Annotated in this window: 10 protein-coding genes; 8 read left to right on the top strand and 2 right to left on the bottom strand. The window is 72.9% G+C overall.

Going from position 1 to position 16,800, the window contains the following annotated elements:
- The first annotated feature begins 423 nt into the window (after window positions 1–423).
- Window positions 424–1,161, top strand: a complete 738-nt coding sequence (locus HS045_RS00130) for an SDR family oxidoreductase (protein WP_196449145.1) — start codon at window positions 424–426, stop codon at window positions 1,159–1,161.
- Between the two features lie 197 nt (window positions 1,162–1,358).
- On the opposite strand, the gene HS045_RS00125 is transcribed toward HS045_RS00130, so the two are convergent.
- Both HS045_RS00125 and HS045_RS00120 read right to left on the bottom strand, forming a co-directional pair.
- Window positions 1,359–2,510, bottom strand: coding sequence for an acyl-CoA dehydrogenase family protein (locus HS045_RS00125; RefSeq protein ID WP_196449144.1), 1,152 nt, complete (start codon window positions 2,508–2,510; stop codon window positions 1,359–1,361).
- A 286-nt stretch (window positions 2,511–2,796) separates the two neighbouring features.
- A complete protein-coding gene (locus HS045_RS00120) occupies window positions 2,797–3,546 on the bottom strand; it encodes a hypothetical protein (protein ID WP_196449143.1) in 750 nt (249 codons plus the stop codon).
- 285 nt (window positions 3,547–3,831) lie between these two features.
- Between HS045_RS00120 and HS045_RS00115 the strand changes: the two genes are divergently transcribed.
- The 7 genes from HS045_RS00115 to hrpA all read left to right on the top strand — a co-directional run bounded on the left by HS045_RS00115 (window position 3,832) and on the right by hrpA (window position 16,685).
- Window positions 3,832–5,481 (top strand): ABC-F family ATP-binding cassette domain-containing protein, encoded by a 1,650-nt coding sequence (locus HS045_RS00115; protein WP_196449142.1) that lies wholly within the window; start codon window positions 3,832–3,834, stop codon window positions 5,479–5,481.
- A gap of 85 nt (window positions 5,482–5,566) precedes the next feature.
- A complete protein-coding gene (locus tag HS045_RS00110) occupies window positions 5,567–6,136 on the top strand; it encodes an NADPH-dependent FMN reductase (RefSeq protein WP_196449141.1) in 570 nt (189 codons plus the stop codon).
- A gap of 213 nt (window positions 6,137–6,349) precedes the next feature.
- Window positions 6,350–8,146: an ABC transporter ATP-binding protein gene (locus HS045_RS00105; RefSeq protein ID WP_196449140.1), complete on the top strand. Its 1,797-nt coding sequence runs from the start codon at window positions 6,350–6,352 to the stop codon at window positions 8,144–8,146.
- Between the two features lie 94 nt (window positions 8,147–8,240).
- Window positions 8,241–8,975, top strand: coding sequence for a polyphosphate--glucose phosphotransferase (ppgK, locus tag HS045_RS00100; RefSeq protein WP_196449139.1), 735 nt, complete (start codon window positions 8,241–8,243; stop codon window positions 8,973–8,975).
- A 239-nt stretch (window positions 8,976–9,214) separates the two neighbouring features.
- Window positions 9,215–10,018 carry a class F sortase gene (locus tag HS045_RS00095; RefSeq protein WP_196449138.1) on the top strand — a complete coding sequence of 268 codons (804 nt, stop codon included), beginning with the start codon at window positions 9,215–9,217 and terminating at the stop codon, window positions 10,016–10,018.
- Between the two features lie 115 nt (window positions 10,019–10,133).
- Window positions 10,134–12,440 carry a glycoside hydrolase family 6 protein gene (locus HS045_RS00090; RefSeq protein WP_196449137.1) on the top strand — a complete coding sequence of 769 codons (2,307 nt, stop codon included), beginning with the start codon at window positions 10,134–10,136 and terminating at the stop codon, window positions 12,438–12,440.
- 330 nt (window positions 12,441–12,770) lie between these two features.
- Entirely contained in the window at window positions 12,771–16,685 is a 3,915-nt protein-coding gene (gene hrpA / locus HS045_RS00085) for an ATP-dependent RNA helicase HrpA (protein WP_196449136.1), read from the top strand.
- The last annotated feature ends 115 nt before the right edge of the window (window positions 16,686–16,800 follow it).

Below are 16,800 nucleotides of genomic sequence, written 5' to 3'. Positions count from 1 at the left end.
CTGATCGCGTCCAAGCCGTCCGCGCGTCCGCTGGACGCGCGTTCCGAGCGGTGATCGGAGCGCCGCGATCGTTCGCTACGCTGTCGGGCGGCGAGGCCGTGGCGCGGAGGTCGTCGCGCCCCGGCTGCGGGCAGGAGGACGCCGGTTCGCCGCCGTCCGGGACTCCGGAGACTGGCTGGAGCGCCTGCACGTGCACGGCGTCGACCTGCTCGACCTGCCCGGGGTGGCGGGCCTGCTCGGCGCGGTCCACCGGCGGTTCCCGCACCTCGACATCCTGGTCGACAACGCCGCCCAGACGATCCGCCGGCCGGCCGCCTACCACCGGGAGGTCCGCGCGGCTGAGAGCGGTCCGCTGACGGGGGCTGCCGCGAGGGTCGAGGTGGCGGACGCCGGGGGCGGGCAGCCCCGGTCCAGCAGCCCGCGATGCCCGCCCTCCCACCGGGGAGCCCCGCCGCGCAGCCGCGCCCGGCCCTCCTCTCCGACCCGGCCGCGGCGGACGGCACGGCGGAGCGGGAGGCCGGTCTGGAGGCGCTCTTCCCCGCCGGCCGCACGGACGAGACCGGCCAGCCGCTGGACCTGCGCGAGCGCAACAGCTGGAACCTGCGCCTGCACGAGGTGGACCCCGCCGAGTGGCTGGAGGCGCAGGTGATCAACGCCTTCGCCCCCTTTCTGCTCATCTCGCGCCTGCGCGGGCTGCTGGAGGCCTCGCCCTTCCCCGACCGGTACGTCGTGCAGGTCTCGGCGATGGAGGGCAGCTTCTCCCGGCGGAACAAGACCGTCCGGCACCCGCACACGAACATGGCCAAGGCGTCGTTGAACATGCTGACCCGGACGGCCGCCGCCGACTACGCGGCCTCGGGCATCCACATGAACAGCGTCGACACCGGCTGGGTGACCGACGAGCGGCCGCACCCGGCCAAGACGGCGCAGCGGGAGGCGGGGTTCCGCCCGCCGCTGGACGTCGTCGACGGGGCCGTCCGGGTGTACGACCCGATCGTGCGCGGTGTCGGCGGGGAGCGGATGTCCGGCACGACGGGCGGACGCCGGACGGGCGGACGCCGGACGGGCGGACGCGGGACGGGCCGCGGTCCGGGCTCTCGCGGGACTGGGCGGCGGCGCGGCACCTGTGGGACGTACGGCACGCCGCCGGGCTGCGGCTGAGCTGCGGGGGCGGCCACGACCGGGCCCCGTTCCTCGACCCGAACCCGGGCCGGACGGGGGCGGCTGAGGTGCCGGGTGGCCGACCCGGGGAAGGAGGCCCTGACGGACCCGGGAAGGTCGTCCTCGCCGGAGGCGGGGGCACCGACATGCGGGTCGGCGTCGAGGCCGCGCTCGCCACGCGCGACCGGCTTGAGGGGTCAGACGAAGGCCCCGGTCCCGGTGATCGCGCGGCCCACGATCAGGCTGTTGATCTCGCGCGTCCCCTCGTAGGAGTAGATCGCCTCCGCGTCCGCCACGAACCGTCCCATGCCGTAGTCGAGGACGATCCCGTTGCCGCCCATGATCTCGCGGCCCCAGCCCACGGCCTCGCGCATCCGGACCGTGCAGAAGGCCTTGGCCATCGCCGAGTGCTCGTCCTTGTAGACCCCCGCGTCCTGGAGCTGCGCCAGCCGTACCACCATGCCGAGCGAGCAGGTGACGTTGCCGAGCATGCGCACCAGCAGGTCCTGCACGAGCTGGAAGCCGGCGATCGGCCGGCCGAACTGCTCGCGCTCCCGGGCGTAGGCCAGCGCCGTCTCGTAGGCGCCCATCATGCAGCCCACCGCCTGCCAGGCGACGCCGCCCCGGGTCTGGCGGAGGATGGCGGCGGTGTCGCGGAAGCCGTTCGCGCCCTGTAGCCGGTTCGTCTCCGGGACCAGGCAGTTGGTCAGCGTGATGTCGGCGTTCTGCACGGTCCGCAGCGCGATCTTGTTCTCGATCCTGGTGGCGGTGAAGCCCGGAGTGCCCTTCTCGACCACGAAGCCCTTGACCTGGCCGTCGGCCTCGTCCTTGGCCCACACCACCACCAGGTCGGCGAAGGTCGCGTTGCCGATCCACCGCTTGGCGCCGTTGAGCACCCAGGTGTCGCCCTCGCGCCGGGCGGTCGTGCGCAGCCCCGCGGCCACGTCGGAGCCGCCGTCGGGCTCGGTCAGGGCGAAGGCGCCGATCTTCTCCATCGCGGCCATCGGCGGCAGCCACCGCTCGCGCTGCTCCTCCGACCCCAGCCGGTCGACGCTCCCCATCGCCAGCCCGTTGTGCACGCCGAAGAACGTCCCCATCGACGGGTCGACCCGGTTCATCTCCAGCACCACGAACCCGGTCAGCAGGCTCCGCGCCCCCCGGTACGGCAGGCCCGCGACGTCCAGCTTGGCGAACTCCGGGATCAGGTGGTGCGGGAACCGGGCGGTGGTCCAGGCCTCGTCGGCGATCGGCGCGACCTGGTCGGCCATGAACTCCCGGACCCGCTGCACGACCTCCCTCTCGTCCTCGTCGAGGAGGTCGCGGTAGTCGTAGAAGTCACCGGTCGTCATCGTGTGGCTCTCCCCTCTGCGGCGTATGCCGCTCCACTGCCCGCCACGGAGAGCGTCAACCGGGGTGACGGAGGTGGCGGGCGTGACGGCCGTGACGCGGGGGACGGGGACGGACGGGGCGCCCGAGAACGCCGGAGAACGCGGAGAAGCGCGGAGAGGGCCCGGGTCGCCCCGGGCCCTCTCGCGGTTCGGCGGAACCGGTCACCGGCTCCTGCGGCGGTGCTCCGATCCGGTCACCGGCTCCTGCGGCGGGATCCGGTCACCGGGACCGGGGCCGCTCCGCCGGTCAGCGGTGCCAGCGCTTGACCTTGACCCAGTCGGGGCGGCTGGAGCTGTCGTCGAGCCTGCGGTCGCCGTCGAACACGGCGCGGAACTCACCGCTGCGGACCGCCCGGGCCTTGGCCCGGAACTCGCCGTCCCAGCGGGTGTCGGCGGAGGTCACGTACTTCCAGGCGCTGGAGCGGTCGGCGCGGAAGTAGATCTCCACCTCCTCGTGGCGCACGCCGTTCCACTCCCAGCGGTCGCGGGCCTCCAGGCGGCCCGAGAAGTAGACCGAACGGCCCTTGCGGACCGGCTCCGGAGAGGCGTTGAAGCCCACCAGGCGGGTGTCGGCCCTCCTCCAGCGCTCGACGTACTTGACGGTGAAGCCCGCCGTGTCGGTCAGCTTCTTGCCGTCCTTGCCGTAGGCGTCGGCGACCGCGATCCAGCGACCGCGGTGGTCGGACTTGTCGAAGGTGGTGACGAAGCGCCACAGCTCGCCCTCGCGGACGAGCTCGGGCTCCTTCGCCTTGAGGGTGTGGGGCGCGTCGGTGTCCGGCCGGAGCCGGAGCTCCACCTTCTCCGCCTCGGTGGTGCGGATCTCGATGGTGACCTTCACGTCCCGGTCGCCCCGGACCACGACGGGATTCGGGCTGACCTCGCTGATGTTCACGCTGAGGTCGGCCGCCGTGGCGGAGGCCGTGCCGGCGCCCATGGTGACGACGAGAGAGGCGCTCGCCGCCGTGGCGAGAGCACCTGCAGCGATCTTCTTGAACATTTTCGGTCCTTTCCCCGTTGCCGTGGAGACGATGCTCGGGGTTATCGCCTCCACCCGGTTAACACACGGGTATGCCGGGGCCGCGGGTTCAACGCCATCACCACAACGGGGCAAAGTATCTTTCTCATCACGATTCGGTCGCGTGCCCGCAGGTCGATCACATCGTGCGGCGCCGGGCCGTACCGCGGAAAAAAATCCGTTGGCTGTCCGATTTGCCGGGAATACGGATGGCGAACCCCCGGAAATCGATTCGGCCGACGCGCCGGGGGCGGATAGCGTTCCCCCATGAGCGCCACCGTCGTCGTCAAGGACCTCGCCGCCGGACACGGTGACCGTGCCCTCTTCTCCGGCCTCGACCTGGTCGTCGCCCCCGGCGACGTCGTCGGCCTGGTCGGGGTGAACGGCGCCGGGAAGTCCACCCTGATGCGCATCCTGGCGGGCCTGCTCCCGCCCGAGGAGGGCTCGGTACGGCTCAGCCCGCCCACCGCGACGGTCGGCTACCTGCCCCAGGAGCGCGAGCGCCGGGAGGGCGAGACGGTCGCGGGCTTCCTGGCCAGGCGGACCGGGGTGGCCGACGCCCAGCGCGCGCTGGACGCCGCCACCGAGGGCCTGGTCGAGAGCCGCCCCGGCGCCGACGACGCGTACGCCGCGTCCCTGGAGCGGTGGCTCGCCCTGGGCGGCGCCGACCTGGAGGAGCGGGCCGAGGCGGTCGTCGCCGACCTCGGCCTCGCGGTGGAGCTCGACCGTCCGATGACGGCGCTGTCGGGCGGGCAGGCCGCCCGCGCGGGCATGGCCTCCCTGCTGCTCAGCCGCTACGACGTCTTCCTGCTCGACGAGCCCACCAACGACCTCGACCTGGACGGCCTGGAGCGCCTGGAGCGCTTCGTCACCGGACTGCGGGCCGGGACGGTCCTGGTCAGCCACGACCGCGAGTTCCTGGCCAGGACCGCCGACCGGATCGTCGAGCTCGATCTCGCCCAGCGGCTGGTGCGCGCCTACGGCGGCGGCTACGAGGCCTACCTCGCCGAACGCGAGGTCGCCCGTCGGCACGCCCGCGAGCAGTACGAGGAGTACGCCGGGACGGTCGCCGACCTCAAGGCCCGCGCCCTGACCCAGCGCAACTGGATGGAGAAGGGCGTCAGGAACGCACGGCGCAAGATGAGCGACAACGACAAGATCGGCCGCAACGCCCGCGTCGAGACGACCGAGAAGCAGGCCGCCAAGGCTCGCCAGACCGAGCGGCTGATCGAGCGGCTGGAGGTGGTCGAAGAGCCCCGCAAGGAGTGGGAGCTGCGGATGGAGATCGCCGTGGCGCCCCGGGCGGGCGCGGTCGTCGCGACGCTGCGCGGGGCCGTCGTGCGGCGCGGCGCGTTCACCCTCGGCCCGGTGGACCTCCAGATCGGCTGGGCCGAACGGGTGGCGGTCACCGGCGCCAACGGCTCGGGCAAGTCCACGCTGCTCGCCGCGCTGCTCGGCCGGCTCCCCCTGGACGAGGGCCACTCCTCCCTCGGGCCCGGCGTGGTCGTCGGCGAGGTGGACCAGGCGCGCGGGCTCTTCCTCGGGGACGAACCGCTGCTGGACGCCTTCGGCGCGGCGGCCGGGGACGCCTCGGGGGACATGGCGCCGGCCGAGGCGCGGACGCTGCTGGCCAAGTACGGCCTGCGCGCCGACCACGTGCTCCGCCCGGCCGCCACGCTGTCGCCGGGGGAGCGGACCCGGGCCGCGCTCGCGCTGCTCCAGGCCCGCGGGGTGAACCTGCTCGTCCTCGACGAGCCGACCAACCACCTGGACCTGCCCGCCATCGAGCAGCTGGAGTCGGCGCTGGCCTCCTACCCGGGCACGCTCCTGCTGGTCACCCACGACCGCCGGATGCTCGACGCCGTGCACACCACCCGCCACCTGCACGCCGACTCCGGGCGGATCGCCGAGCGGTAGCCGTCCCGGCGCGCGTCCGGGTTGACCTCCACCAAGGTCGAGGTTGCAGGCTGTCCCCGGGAACGCCGCACAGCCGGGAGGCACCATGCTCGACATCGCCGTGATCAGCGCCGCCGATCCGGAGAGCCGGTCCGGGGCCGACGTGCTCCGGTGGTTCCTCGGTCAGGTCGGGCGCCGGGACGACCTGCGGCCGGACGTCGTGGACCTCGGCCGGACGCCGCTGCCCGCGCCCTCGGCCCCGCGCGCCGGCACCGGGACGCCGCAGGCCCGCGGACTGGCCGCCCGGATCGGCGCCGCCGACGGCTTCGTGATGGTCATGCCGGAGCACAACCACGCCTACCCGGCGGTCCTGAAGCTGGCGATCGACGCGGTCCGCCGGGAGTGGGCCGCCAAGCCCGCCGCGTTCGTCTCCTACGGCGGGCAGTCCGGCGGCCTGCGCGCCGTGGAGCAGCTCCGCCTCGTCCTGGCCGAGCTCCACGTGGTCACCCTCCGCGACACGGTGAGCTTCCACCGGGTGCGGGCCCGGTTCGACGGGGAGGGCGAGCCGCTCGACCGGGCGGGCGTCGACGGCGCCGCCAAGGTCATGCTGGACCAGCTCATCTGGTGGGGGACGGCCCTGCGGGAGGCGCGGGCGGCCCGGCCGTACACCGTCTGATCTCCGGCCCCGGCCGGCGGCGCGGGACCGTCACCGGCAGGGGCCGGGCCGTACGGGGAAGCCGGGACCGGTCCGCACGGGAGCCGGGGCGGACGGGGAGGCGGGGGCGGACCGCACGGGAGCCGGGGCGGACGGGGAGGCGGGGGCGGGCCTTCGGACGGAACCGGGGCAGGAGAGGATGTGGGTAGAGATCTATCCTTGTTTGGGGGATTCGTGGTCGGCGCTCTCGATCATCGCTACCGGGGCGAACATCCCGTCCGCACGCTCGCCTACCTGTTCAAGGAGGACCGCCTCAGGCTGGCCGTCGCGGTCCTGGCCTTCCTGGTCAAGCACAGCCCGGTCTGGATCCTGCCGCTGATCACCGCGAACATCGTGAACGTGGTGGTCTACCAGCGCCCGCTCGCCCAGCTGTGGGCCAACACGGCGGTGCTGCTGGCCCTGCTGCTGCTCAACTACCCGCTGCACCTGCTCTACGTGCGCTGCCTGCACGGCGCGATCCGGCGGGTGGGCACGGACCTGCGCTCGGCGCTCTGCCGCCGGATGCAGCAGCTGTCCATCGGCTACCACTCCCGGGTCAGTGCCGCCGTGCTGCAGACCAAGGTCATCCGGGACGTCGAGAGCATCGAGCAGGCCGCCCAGCAGGCGAGCGACATGGGGCTGTCGGCGCTGACCATGCTGGCCGGCGGCCTGGTGGTGATCGCCGTCCAGGTGCCCGCCGCGCTCCCGGTCTTCCTGCTGGTCGTGCCCGCCGCCGCGCTCCTGGTCATGAGGCTCCGCACCCGCCTGCGCGAGGACAACGAGAGCTTCCGCCGCGAGGTCGAGAGCCTGTCGGCCCGGGTCGGCGAGATGACCACGCTGATCCCGATCACCCGCGCGCACGGCCTGGAGCAGGACGCCCTGCACCGGGTCGACGGCACGCTGACCAGGGTGCTGCGCAAGGGTCTCCGGCTCGACCTGCTCAACGGCAGCTTCGGCGCACTGGCCTGGATCCTGCTCAACGCGCTCGGCGCCGCCGTGCTGGCGGGCTCGGCGCTGGTCGCCTACCACCGGCTCATCCCGATCACGGCGGGGGACGTGTTCATGCTGAGCACCTTCTTCGCCACCCTGACCTCGGCGGTCACCGCGCTGCTCAGCCTGACCCCGGTGATCAGCAAGGGCCTGGCGTCGGTGCGCTCGGTCGGCGAGGTGCTCCAGGCGCCCGACCTGGAGCACAACTCCGGCAAGGCCGCCGTGGACTCCGTCCGCGGCGAGGTGGAGTTCCGCGACGTCGGCTTCGCCTACGGCGGGCGCGGCGGCGACGGCGGTACGGACGGGAGCGCCGGAGCGGCCGAGGCCCCCGCCGTCGACGGCTTCACGCTGAAGGTCGCCCCCGGCGAGACGATCGCGCTGGTCGGGCCGTCCGGGGCGGGCAAGTCCACCGTGCTCAGCCTCGTCATCGGCTACCTGCGGCCGACCTCCGGGCGGATCCTGCTCGACGGCCGCGACATGGAGGAGATCGACCTGCGCAGCTACCGCCGGTTCCTGTCGGTCGTGCCGCAGGAGTCCATCCTGTTCGAGGGCAGCATCCGGGAGAACGTCACCTACGGCCTGTCCGGGGTCTGCGAGGAGCGGGTGCGGCAGGCGCTGCGGGACGCCAACGCCCTGGAGTTCATCGACCGGCTGCCCGGCGGGCTCGACACGGTGGTGGGGGAGCGCGGCGCCCGCCTGTCGGGCGGGCAGAAGCAGCGCCTGGCCATCGCCCGCGCGCTCATCCGGGACCCGCGCGTGCTGATCCTGGACGAGGCGACCTCGGCCCTGGACGCCCGCTCCGAGGCGCTCGTGCAGGAGGCGCTCGCCCGCCTGGTGGCCGGCCGTACGGTGTTCGTCGTCGCCCACCGCCTCTCGACGGTCAGGGGCGCCGACCGCATCGTGGTGATGCGCGACGGGCGGATCGAGGAGATCGGCGCCCACGCGGAGCTGATGCGGCTGCGCGGCGTCTACGCCGGGCTCCAGGGCGCGCAGCTCGCCTGAGGGACGGCTCGCCTGAAGGACGGCGGGAAACCCGGCCGTCACGCGAATTTTGCCTCCCCCGGTCAGGGGTAGGGGGCGCACCGAGGAGGATGCCATGCGAGCACTGGGAATCGACATCGGCGGGTCGGGGATCAAGGGCGCCCCGGTGGACCTGGAGAAGGGGGAGCTGACCGAGGAGCGGCTGCGGATCCCCACCCCCGACCCGGCCGGACCCGAGGAGGTCACCGGGGTGGTCGGGCAGATCGTCCGGCACTTCGGCTGGACCGGGCCGATCGGGGTCACCTTCCCCGGTGTGGTGCTGAACGGGATCACCATGACGGCGGCCAACGTGGACCCCCGGTGGGTGGGCGCGGACGCGTGCGGGCTGTTCTCGGCGGCGGCCGGGCGGCCGGTGACGGTGCTCAACGACGCCGACGCGGCCGGGCTCGCCGAGGTGGAGATCGGCGCGGCCAAGGGCGAGGCGGGGGTCGTGCTGATGCTGACCTTCGGCACCGGGATCGGCAGCGCCCTGTTCGTCGACGGCCGGCTGGTGCCCAACACCGAGCTGGGCCATCTGGAGATCCGCGGCAAGGACGCCGAGCGGCGGGCCTCCGACAGCGCCCGGGAGCGGCACGATCTGAGCTGGGACGAGTGGGCCGAGCGGGTCGAGGAGTACCTCCGCCACGTCGAGATGCTGTTCTCCCCCTCGCTGATCGTCATCGGCGGCGGCGTCAGCAAGAAGTCCGAGAAGTTCCTGCCGAAGGTGAGCGTGCGGACCCGGGTGGTCCCGGCGGCGCTGCGCAACGAGGCGGGGATCGTCGGCGCCGCCATGGCCGCCGCGCACCTGTGACGGCGGTCCGTGCGGCGCCCCTGCGGGAGGCCGGGCGGTCCCGCCACCCGCGCCGGGGCCGGACGGCCTGACACGGGGCCACCCGGTTCCGACGCATGGGGGAAAGGCCGCCGGGATTTTGATCCCGTTTGGCGGGCGCGGCTCGCGGCCCCGGGTATGTAGCCGGAGTCAGCAAGATCGTATCCGGCGGGAACGGAACAGATGTGACACGGCCGACGAGTGCGCAGAGTCGTTCGACCGTGCCGGCCTGGGCGGTGGTGCTCGGGATCCTGCTGGCGGCCGTGAGCTGCCGGGAGCGGGGCCTGCGGGAGGCCGGTCCCGGCCCGGCCCCCTCCTTCCCGGTGGTGGCGCCGGGCGGCCCGTCGGCGGCCGGGGCGGCGGGAACGCGGTCCGGACCGGGGCGGCGGGGCTGGCCGGCCCCGCTGCCCGGCAGGCCCCGCAGGTCCGCGCCGGTGGCGATCGCGGTGCCGCGTGCGGGGGTGGCGGCCCCGCTCGTCGAGGGCGGCCTGCTGCCGGAGGACCCGCCCGGCGCGCCGCCCCTCTGGCGGACCGGACCGGTCCGCTGGGAGCGCGCGGGGCCCGCGCCGGGGGAGCCCGGACGGGCGGTCGTCTCCGGGCGCCTCGGCGGCCGGGGCGGGCCCGCGGTGTTCGCCCGGCTGCCCGCGGTCAGGCGGAACGACGCGGTGGCGGTCACCCGGCAGGACGGCACCGTGGTGGTCTTCGGGGTGACCTCCGCCCGGTGGAGCCGCAAGCCCGTCCCCGCCCGCGGCGCCGGACGCCGGGGCGGCCCGCCGTACCCGGCGATCAGGCTCGTGGGCCACGGCGGGCATCCCCGCCGGGCCGGGAACCTGATCGTCCACGGGGACTTCGCGGGGTGGTACCGGCTGACGGACTTCCCGCTCCGCCGGCCGTCCGGCCCGGGGTACGGCCCGCGCGTCCCGGAGCCGCCGGCACCGCGTCCGCAGGGGGGAGGGCTCCCCTCCCGGACGGGCACCGCGGCCCCGGATCTGAAACTTTCATCGAACCCGAACGGCATTCGCTGAGGTCAACCGGGAGAAAGGGCTCACCCCGGGTCCGTGCGCGCGCAACATGCTGTACACATCCCGGAAACATCCGGACTATGGGAGCGCTCCCACCCCTCGTCTGGAGATGACACTCATGAGAGATCATCCGCGCCGCCACGCCTGGCGGAACCGGGCTGCGACGACGGCGGCGCTGCTGGTCGCGGCCGCCGGTCTGGCGACCGGTCAGGCGGCGACGGCCCACGCGGCCGTCGCCTGCGACGTCACCTACACGACCAACGACTGGCAGGGCGGCTTCACCGCCAGCGTGAACCTGAAGAACCTCGGTGACGCGCTGGACGGCTGGACCCTCGGCTTCGGCTTCACCGGCGGTCAGAAACTCCTGCAGGGGTGGTCGGCCACCTGGGCCCAGGACGGGACCAAGGTCACCGCGAAGAACCTGGAGTGGAACGGCAGGCTCGCCACCGGCGCCTCCACCAGCATCGGCTTCAACGGCTCGTGGAGCGGCTCCAACCCCAAGCCGACCGACTTCACGGTCAACGGGGTCGCCTGCGGCGGCACCCAGCCCGGCAACCAGGCCCCGACCGTCAGCCTGACCAGCCCGGCGAGCGGCTCCTCGCACGCCGCCGGCGCGGCCGTGCCGCTCGCCGCGACGGCCTCCGACGACGGCGCGGTCGGCAAGGTCGAGTTCTACGTCGACGGCGCCCTGGTCAACAGCGACACCAGCGCCCCCTACGCCTACTCCGCCACCGGGCTGGCCGCCGGGGCCCACACCGCCAAGGCGGTGGCCTACGACAACGGCACCCCGGTCCTGAGCAAGGAGAGCGCCGAGGTCCCGTTCACCGTGGGCGGCGGCACCGGCACCCCGTCGATCGTCGCCTCCGCCACCTCGGTGAGCGTCCCCGAGGGCGGCGGCAAGACCGTCGGGTTCAAGCTCAGCCAGGCGCCGTCCGGCAACGTCACGGTCAACCTGACCAAGACCGGTGACGCCGACGTCACCATCGCGCCCGCCACGCTGACCTTCACCGGCGCCAACTGGAACACGGCGCAGAACGTGACGGTCTCCGCGGCCGAGGACGCCGACGAGGCGAACGGCACCGCCACCGTCGCGGCCGCCGCCACCGGCCACACCGGCGTCTCGGTCACCGCGACCGAGGAGGACAACGACGGCGACACGCCGCCGATCGGCGAGCACGTCGACAACCCCTACGACGGGGCCACCGGCTACGTGAACCCGGACTGGTCGGCCAAGGCCGCCGCCGAGCCGGGCGGCGACGCCGTGGCGGACATCTCGACCGGCGTGTGGCTGGACCGGATCGCGGCCATCGAGGGCAGCTCCTCGGCCAAGGGCCTGCGCGCCCACCTGGAGGAGGCCCTCAAGCAGGACGCCGCCAACGGCGCCAAGCCGCTGACGATCCAGTTCGTCATCTACAACCTGCCCAACCGCGACTGCTCGGCCCTGGCCTCCAACGGTGAGCTGAAGATCGCCGAGAACGGCCTCAACCGCTACAAGGCCGAGTACATCGACCCGATCGCCGACATCATGGACGATCCGAAGTACGCCGCGCTGCGGATCGTGACCGTCATCGAGATCGACTCGCTGCCGAACCTGGTCACCAACCTCAACGTGGACAAGTGCCAGGAGGCCAAGAACAGCGGCGCCTACGTCAACGGCGTCCGCTACGCCCTGGACAAGCTGCACGCCATCCCGAACGTCTACACCTACGTCGACGCCGGCCACCACGGCTGGCTCGGCTGGGACTCCAACTTCGGCCCCTCCGCCGAGCTGTTCGCCACCACCGTCGCCGGCACCGCCAAGGGCTTCGAGAGCGTCGACGGCTTCATCACCAACACCGCCAACTACTCCGCGCTGAAGGAGCCGTTCTTCTCCGCGAGCACCACCATCGACGGCCGGACGGTCCGCCAGTCCAAGTGGCTCGACTGGAACTTCTACGCCGACGAGCTGTCCTTCGCCCAGGCCTTCCGGCAGGAGCTCATCCGCAGGGGCTTCAAGTCGACCCTCGGAATGGTCATCGACACCTCCCGCAACGGCTGGGGCGGCACCGCCCGCCCGACCAAGGCCAGCACCTCCACCAACGTGGACGAGTTCGTCAACCAGTCCCGCGTCGACCGCCGGATCCACGCCGGCAACTGGTGCAACCAGAGCGGTGCGGGCCTCGGCGAGCGGCCGCAGGCCAACCCCGCCGCCGGCATCGACGCCTACGTCTGGATCAAGCCCCCGGGTGAGTCCGACGGCTCCAGCAAGGCGATCCCGAACAACGAGGGCAAGGGCTTCGACCGGATGTGCGACCCGACCTACGAGGGCAACGAGCGCAACCAGCACAACATGAGCGGCGCCCTGCCGGACGCCCCCATCTCCGGCCAGTGGTTCTCCGCCCAGTTCCGCCAGCTGCTGCAGAACGCGTACCCGCCCGTCCAGTAGTCACCTGACACAGGGGTCCCGCCGCGAGGCGGGACCCTCCCCGGAGCCGGCCCCCACCGGCGCCGGAACGCGGCCCCGCCGCCTCCGCGAGAGGCGGCGGGGCCGTCCGCGTCTCCGTGCCGGGGCGCGTCGGCGGTGTCCGCCCGGGACCGTGCGAGCCTGTCCGCGTCTCCGTGCCGGGGTGCGTCGGCGGTGTCCGCCCGGGACCGTGCGGGGCCCGCGCCCCTCCGGTGCGGCGGCCGCGGATATTGGGATGCGCCCCGGGAACAGGTCAGGCACCATGGGCGGTTGGCTCCTGACGTACGGGCTGAAAGTATCCTGATCTGCAGTATGGGAACGCCTCCTTTGACCTCGCCGCTCACCGACCTCCACGCGCGCCTGTCCGAGCTGACGCTCCGCGACCAGCGGCGGCTGGGCCGCCGGCTCGACGGCGCCCGCCGGGTGCGCAACCGCGCCGCGCAGCAGAAGATCGCCGCGGAGATCGGCGCCGACATCGAGCGGGCCGCGCGGCGGATCGCCGAGCGGCGGGCCGGCGTGCCCGCGGTGACCTATCCGGAGGCCCTGCCGGTCAGCCGCCGCAGGGACGACATCCTGGAGGCGATCCGCGACCACCAGGTGGTGATCGTCGCCGGCGAGACGGGGTCGGGCAAGACCACCCAGCTGCCGAAGATCTGCCTGGAGCTGGGCCGGGGCGTCAAAGGGCTGATCGGGCACACCCAGCCCCGCCGGATCGCCGCCAGGACCGTGGCCGAGCGCGTCGCCGAGGAGCTCGGCGGCTCCCTCGGCGAGGCGGTCGGCTACAAGGTGCGCTTCACCGACCAGGTGGGCGAGGGCACGTTCGTCAAGGTGATGACGGACGGCATCCTCCTGGCCGAGCTGCAGGGCGACCGCGAGCTGCTCCAGTACGACACGCTGATCATCGACGAGGCGCACGAGCGCAGCCTCAACATCGACTTCATCCTGGGCTACCTCAAGCAGCTCCTGCCCCGGCGCCCCGACCTGAAGGTGATCATCACCTCGGCGACCATCGACCCGGAGCGCTTCTCCCGGCACTTCGGCGGCGCACCGATCGTGGAGGTCTCCGGCCGGACCTACCCGGTCGAGGTCCGCTACCGGCCGGTGGGCGAGGACGACGACCAGATCCAGGCGATCGGCGACGCGGTGGACGAGCTCTGCCGGGAGGGGCCCGGCGACGTCCTGGTCTTCCTCAGCGGCGAGCGGGAGATCCGCGACACCGCCGACGCCCTGTCCAAACGCAAGGACATCGAGGTGCTGCCGCTGTACGCGCGGCTGTCGGCGGCCGAGCAGCACCGGGTGTTCCAGCCGCACCGGGGCCGACGCGTCGTGCTGGCGACCAACGTGGCCGAGACCTCGCTGACCGTCCCCGGCATCAAGTACGTCGTGGACCCCGGCTTCGCCCGCATCTCCCGCTACAGCCACCGGACCAAGGTCCAGCGGCTGCCCATCGAGGCGATCTCCCAGGCCTCGGCCAACCAGCGCAAGGGCCGCTGCGGCCGGGTCTCCGAGGGCGTCTGCATCCGGCTGTACGAGGAGGAGGACTTCCTGGCCCGCCCGGAGTTCACCGATCCGGAGATCCTGCGGACCAACCTCGCCTCGGTCATCCTGCAGATGACCTCCATCGGCCTGGGCGACATCGCGGCCTTCCCGTTCGTCGAGCCGCCGGACCAGCGCCAGGTCAAGGACGGCTTCGACCTGCTGGTGGAGCTCGGCGCGTTCGACGCGGCCAAGCGCATCACCCCGCTCGGCCGCAAGCTCGCCGGGCTCCCGGTGGACCCGCGGCTGGCCCGCATGGTGCTGGAGGCCGACCACAACGGCTGCGCCCGCGAGGTCATGGTCATCGCCGCGGCGCTGTCCATCCAGGACCCGCGCGAGCGCCCGGCGGACAAGCAGCAGGCCGCCGACGAGATGCACCGCCGCTTCGCCGACTCAGAATCGGACTTCATCTCCTACCTGAACCTCTGGAACCACCTCCAGGAGAAACAGCAGGAGCTGTCCTCCAGCGCGTTCCGGCGGCTGTGCCGGGCGGAGTTCCTCAACTACCTGCGGGTGCGCGAGTGGCAGGACGTCTACAGCCAGCTCCGCCAGATGTCGAAGTCCCTCGGCGTCACGCTGAACAGCGCCCCCGGAGACGAGCAGAAGATCCACGTCTCGCTGCTGTCCGGCCTGCTGTCCCACGTGGGCGTCAAGGACATCGACAAGAAGGGCCCGCAAGAGGGCCAGCGCCGCCCCATGACCGAGCCGCGCCGGCCGTTCACGGAGTACATCGGCGCGCGCAACGCCCGCTTCGCCATCTTCCCCGGATCCGCGCTGGCCAAGAAGCAGCCGCTGTGGGTGATGTCCGCCGAGCTGGTGGAGACCTCCCGGCTCTGGGCCCGGGTCAACGCCAAGATCGAGCCCGAGTGGGTCGAGCCGCTGGCGCAGCACCTGATCAAGCGCACCTACTCCGAGCCGCACTGGGAGAAGAAGCAGGCCGCCGTCATCGCCTACGAGAAGGTCACCCTGTACGGCGTGCCGATCGTGGCCCAGCGCAAGGTCAACTACGGCCGCATCGACCCCGAGCTGAGCCGCGAGCTGTTCATCCGGCACGCCCTGGTCGAGGGCGACTGGGAGACCCACCACGCCTTCTTCGCCGCCAACCGCAGGCTGCTGGAGGAGGTCGGCGAGCTGGAGGAGCGCGCCCGCCGGCGCGACATCCTCGTCGACGACGAGACCCTCTTCGACTTCTACGACCAGCGGGTCGGGCAGGACGTCGTCTCCGGCCGGCACTTCGACTCCTGGTGGAAGAAGACCCGGCAGACCGACCCCGACCTGCTCAACTTCGAGAAGTCGATGCTGATCAGCGAGACCGCCGGGGACGTCAGCCAGCGCGACTACCCCGACGTCTGGCGCCAGGGCGGCCTGCGCTTCCCGCTGACCTACCAGTTCGAGCCCGGCGCCGACGCCGACGGCGTCACCGCGCACATCCCGCTCGCGCTGCTCAACCAGGTCAACGTCGAGGGCTTCGACTGGCAGATCCCCGGCCTGCGCGAGGAGCTCCTCACCGCGCTGATCCGCTCCCTGCCCAAGAACATCCGGCGCAACTTCGTGCCCGCCCCCAACTACGCCAAGCAGGTGCTGCAGCGGGCCGAGCCCACCCAGGAGCCGCTGCTGGCCGTGCTGGAGCGGGAGCTGCTGCGGCTCACCGGGATCCAGGTCCCGCGCGAGGCCTGGCAGCTCGACCAGGTCCCCGACCACCTGAAGATCACCTTCAGGGTGCTCGACGGACGCAAGCACAAGATCGCCGAGAGCAAGGACCTGGCCGACCTCAAACGGAGACTGGCCCCCAAGCTCCGCCAGACTCTGTCCAAGGCCGCGGGCATGGAGCGCACGGGCCTGACCGACTGGAGCCTCGGCGAGCTGCCGAAGACCTTCGAACAACGCAGGATGAAGGCCTACCCGGCGCTGGCCGACGAGGGCTCCAGCGTGGCCGTGCGCATGTTCGAGACCGAGGCCGAGCAGCGCCGCGCCATGTGGGAGGGCACCCGCAGGCTGCTGCTGCTCGGCATCCCGTCCCCGGCCAAATGGGTCCTCGGCCGCCTGGGCAACCAGGCCAAGCTGACGCTGAGCCGGAGCCCGCACGCCGGGGCCGTGGCGCTGTTCGACGACTGCGTCTCCTGCGCCGCCGACAAGCTGATCGCCGAGAACGGGGGGCCGGTCTGGGACGAGGCGGGCTTCGCCGCGCTGCGCGACAGGGTCCGCGCCGAGCTGTTCGACACCACCGAGGAGGTCGTCGCCCGGGTCGAGAGCGTCCTGGCGGTCTGGCACGCCGTCTGCGGCCGCCTGGCCGAGGCCCGCTCCACGCCGGCGGTGGAGGACGTCCGCGACCAGGTGGCCCACCTGGTCTACCCCGGCTTCGTGACCGCCACGGGGTACGGCCGCCTGGCCGACCTGCTCCGCTACCTCAGGGCGGCCGAGCGGCGCCTGGAGAAGCTGCCGGAGGACCCCTACCGCGACGAGCAGCGCATGCACCAGGTCCACGACGTCGAGGACGACTACCACGACCTGCTGGAGAAGCTGCCCCCGGCCCGGCGCCGCGACGAGGACGTGCAGAAGATCCGCTGGATGATCGAGGAGCTGCGGGTGAGCTACTTCGCGCAGACGCTCGGCACGCCGTACTCGATCTCCGACAAGCGCGTCCGCAAGGCGATGGAGGGCATCGACCGGGGAGTGTCCTTCCAACGCTAGGCGGTACCCTGCACGATCGGGTGCCTGCGCCGGGCCGGACAGCGGACGTGACCGCGGAGGCTCAGGAACGGACCCGTCCACCGCGGGCGGTCCCCAGGGGGGCCGCCCGTCCCGA

Origin of the sequence: Planomonospora sp. ID82291, assembly GCF_015711645.1 — a bacterium.
Classification (GTDB): Bacteria; Actinomycetota; Actinomycetes; order Streptosporangiales; family Streptosporangiaceae; genus Planomonospora.
The sequence above is the reverse complement of the archived record's forward strand: the minus strand, read 5'-3'. Positions and strand labels throughout refer to the sequence as shown.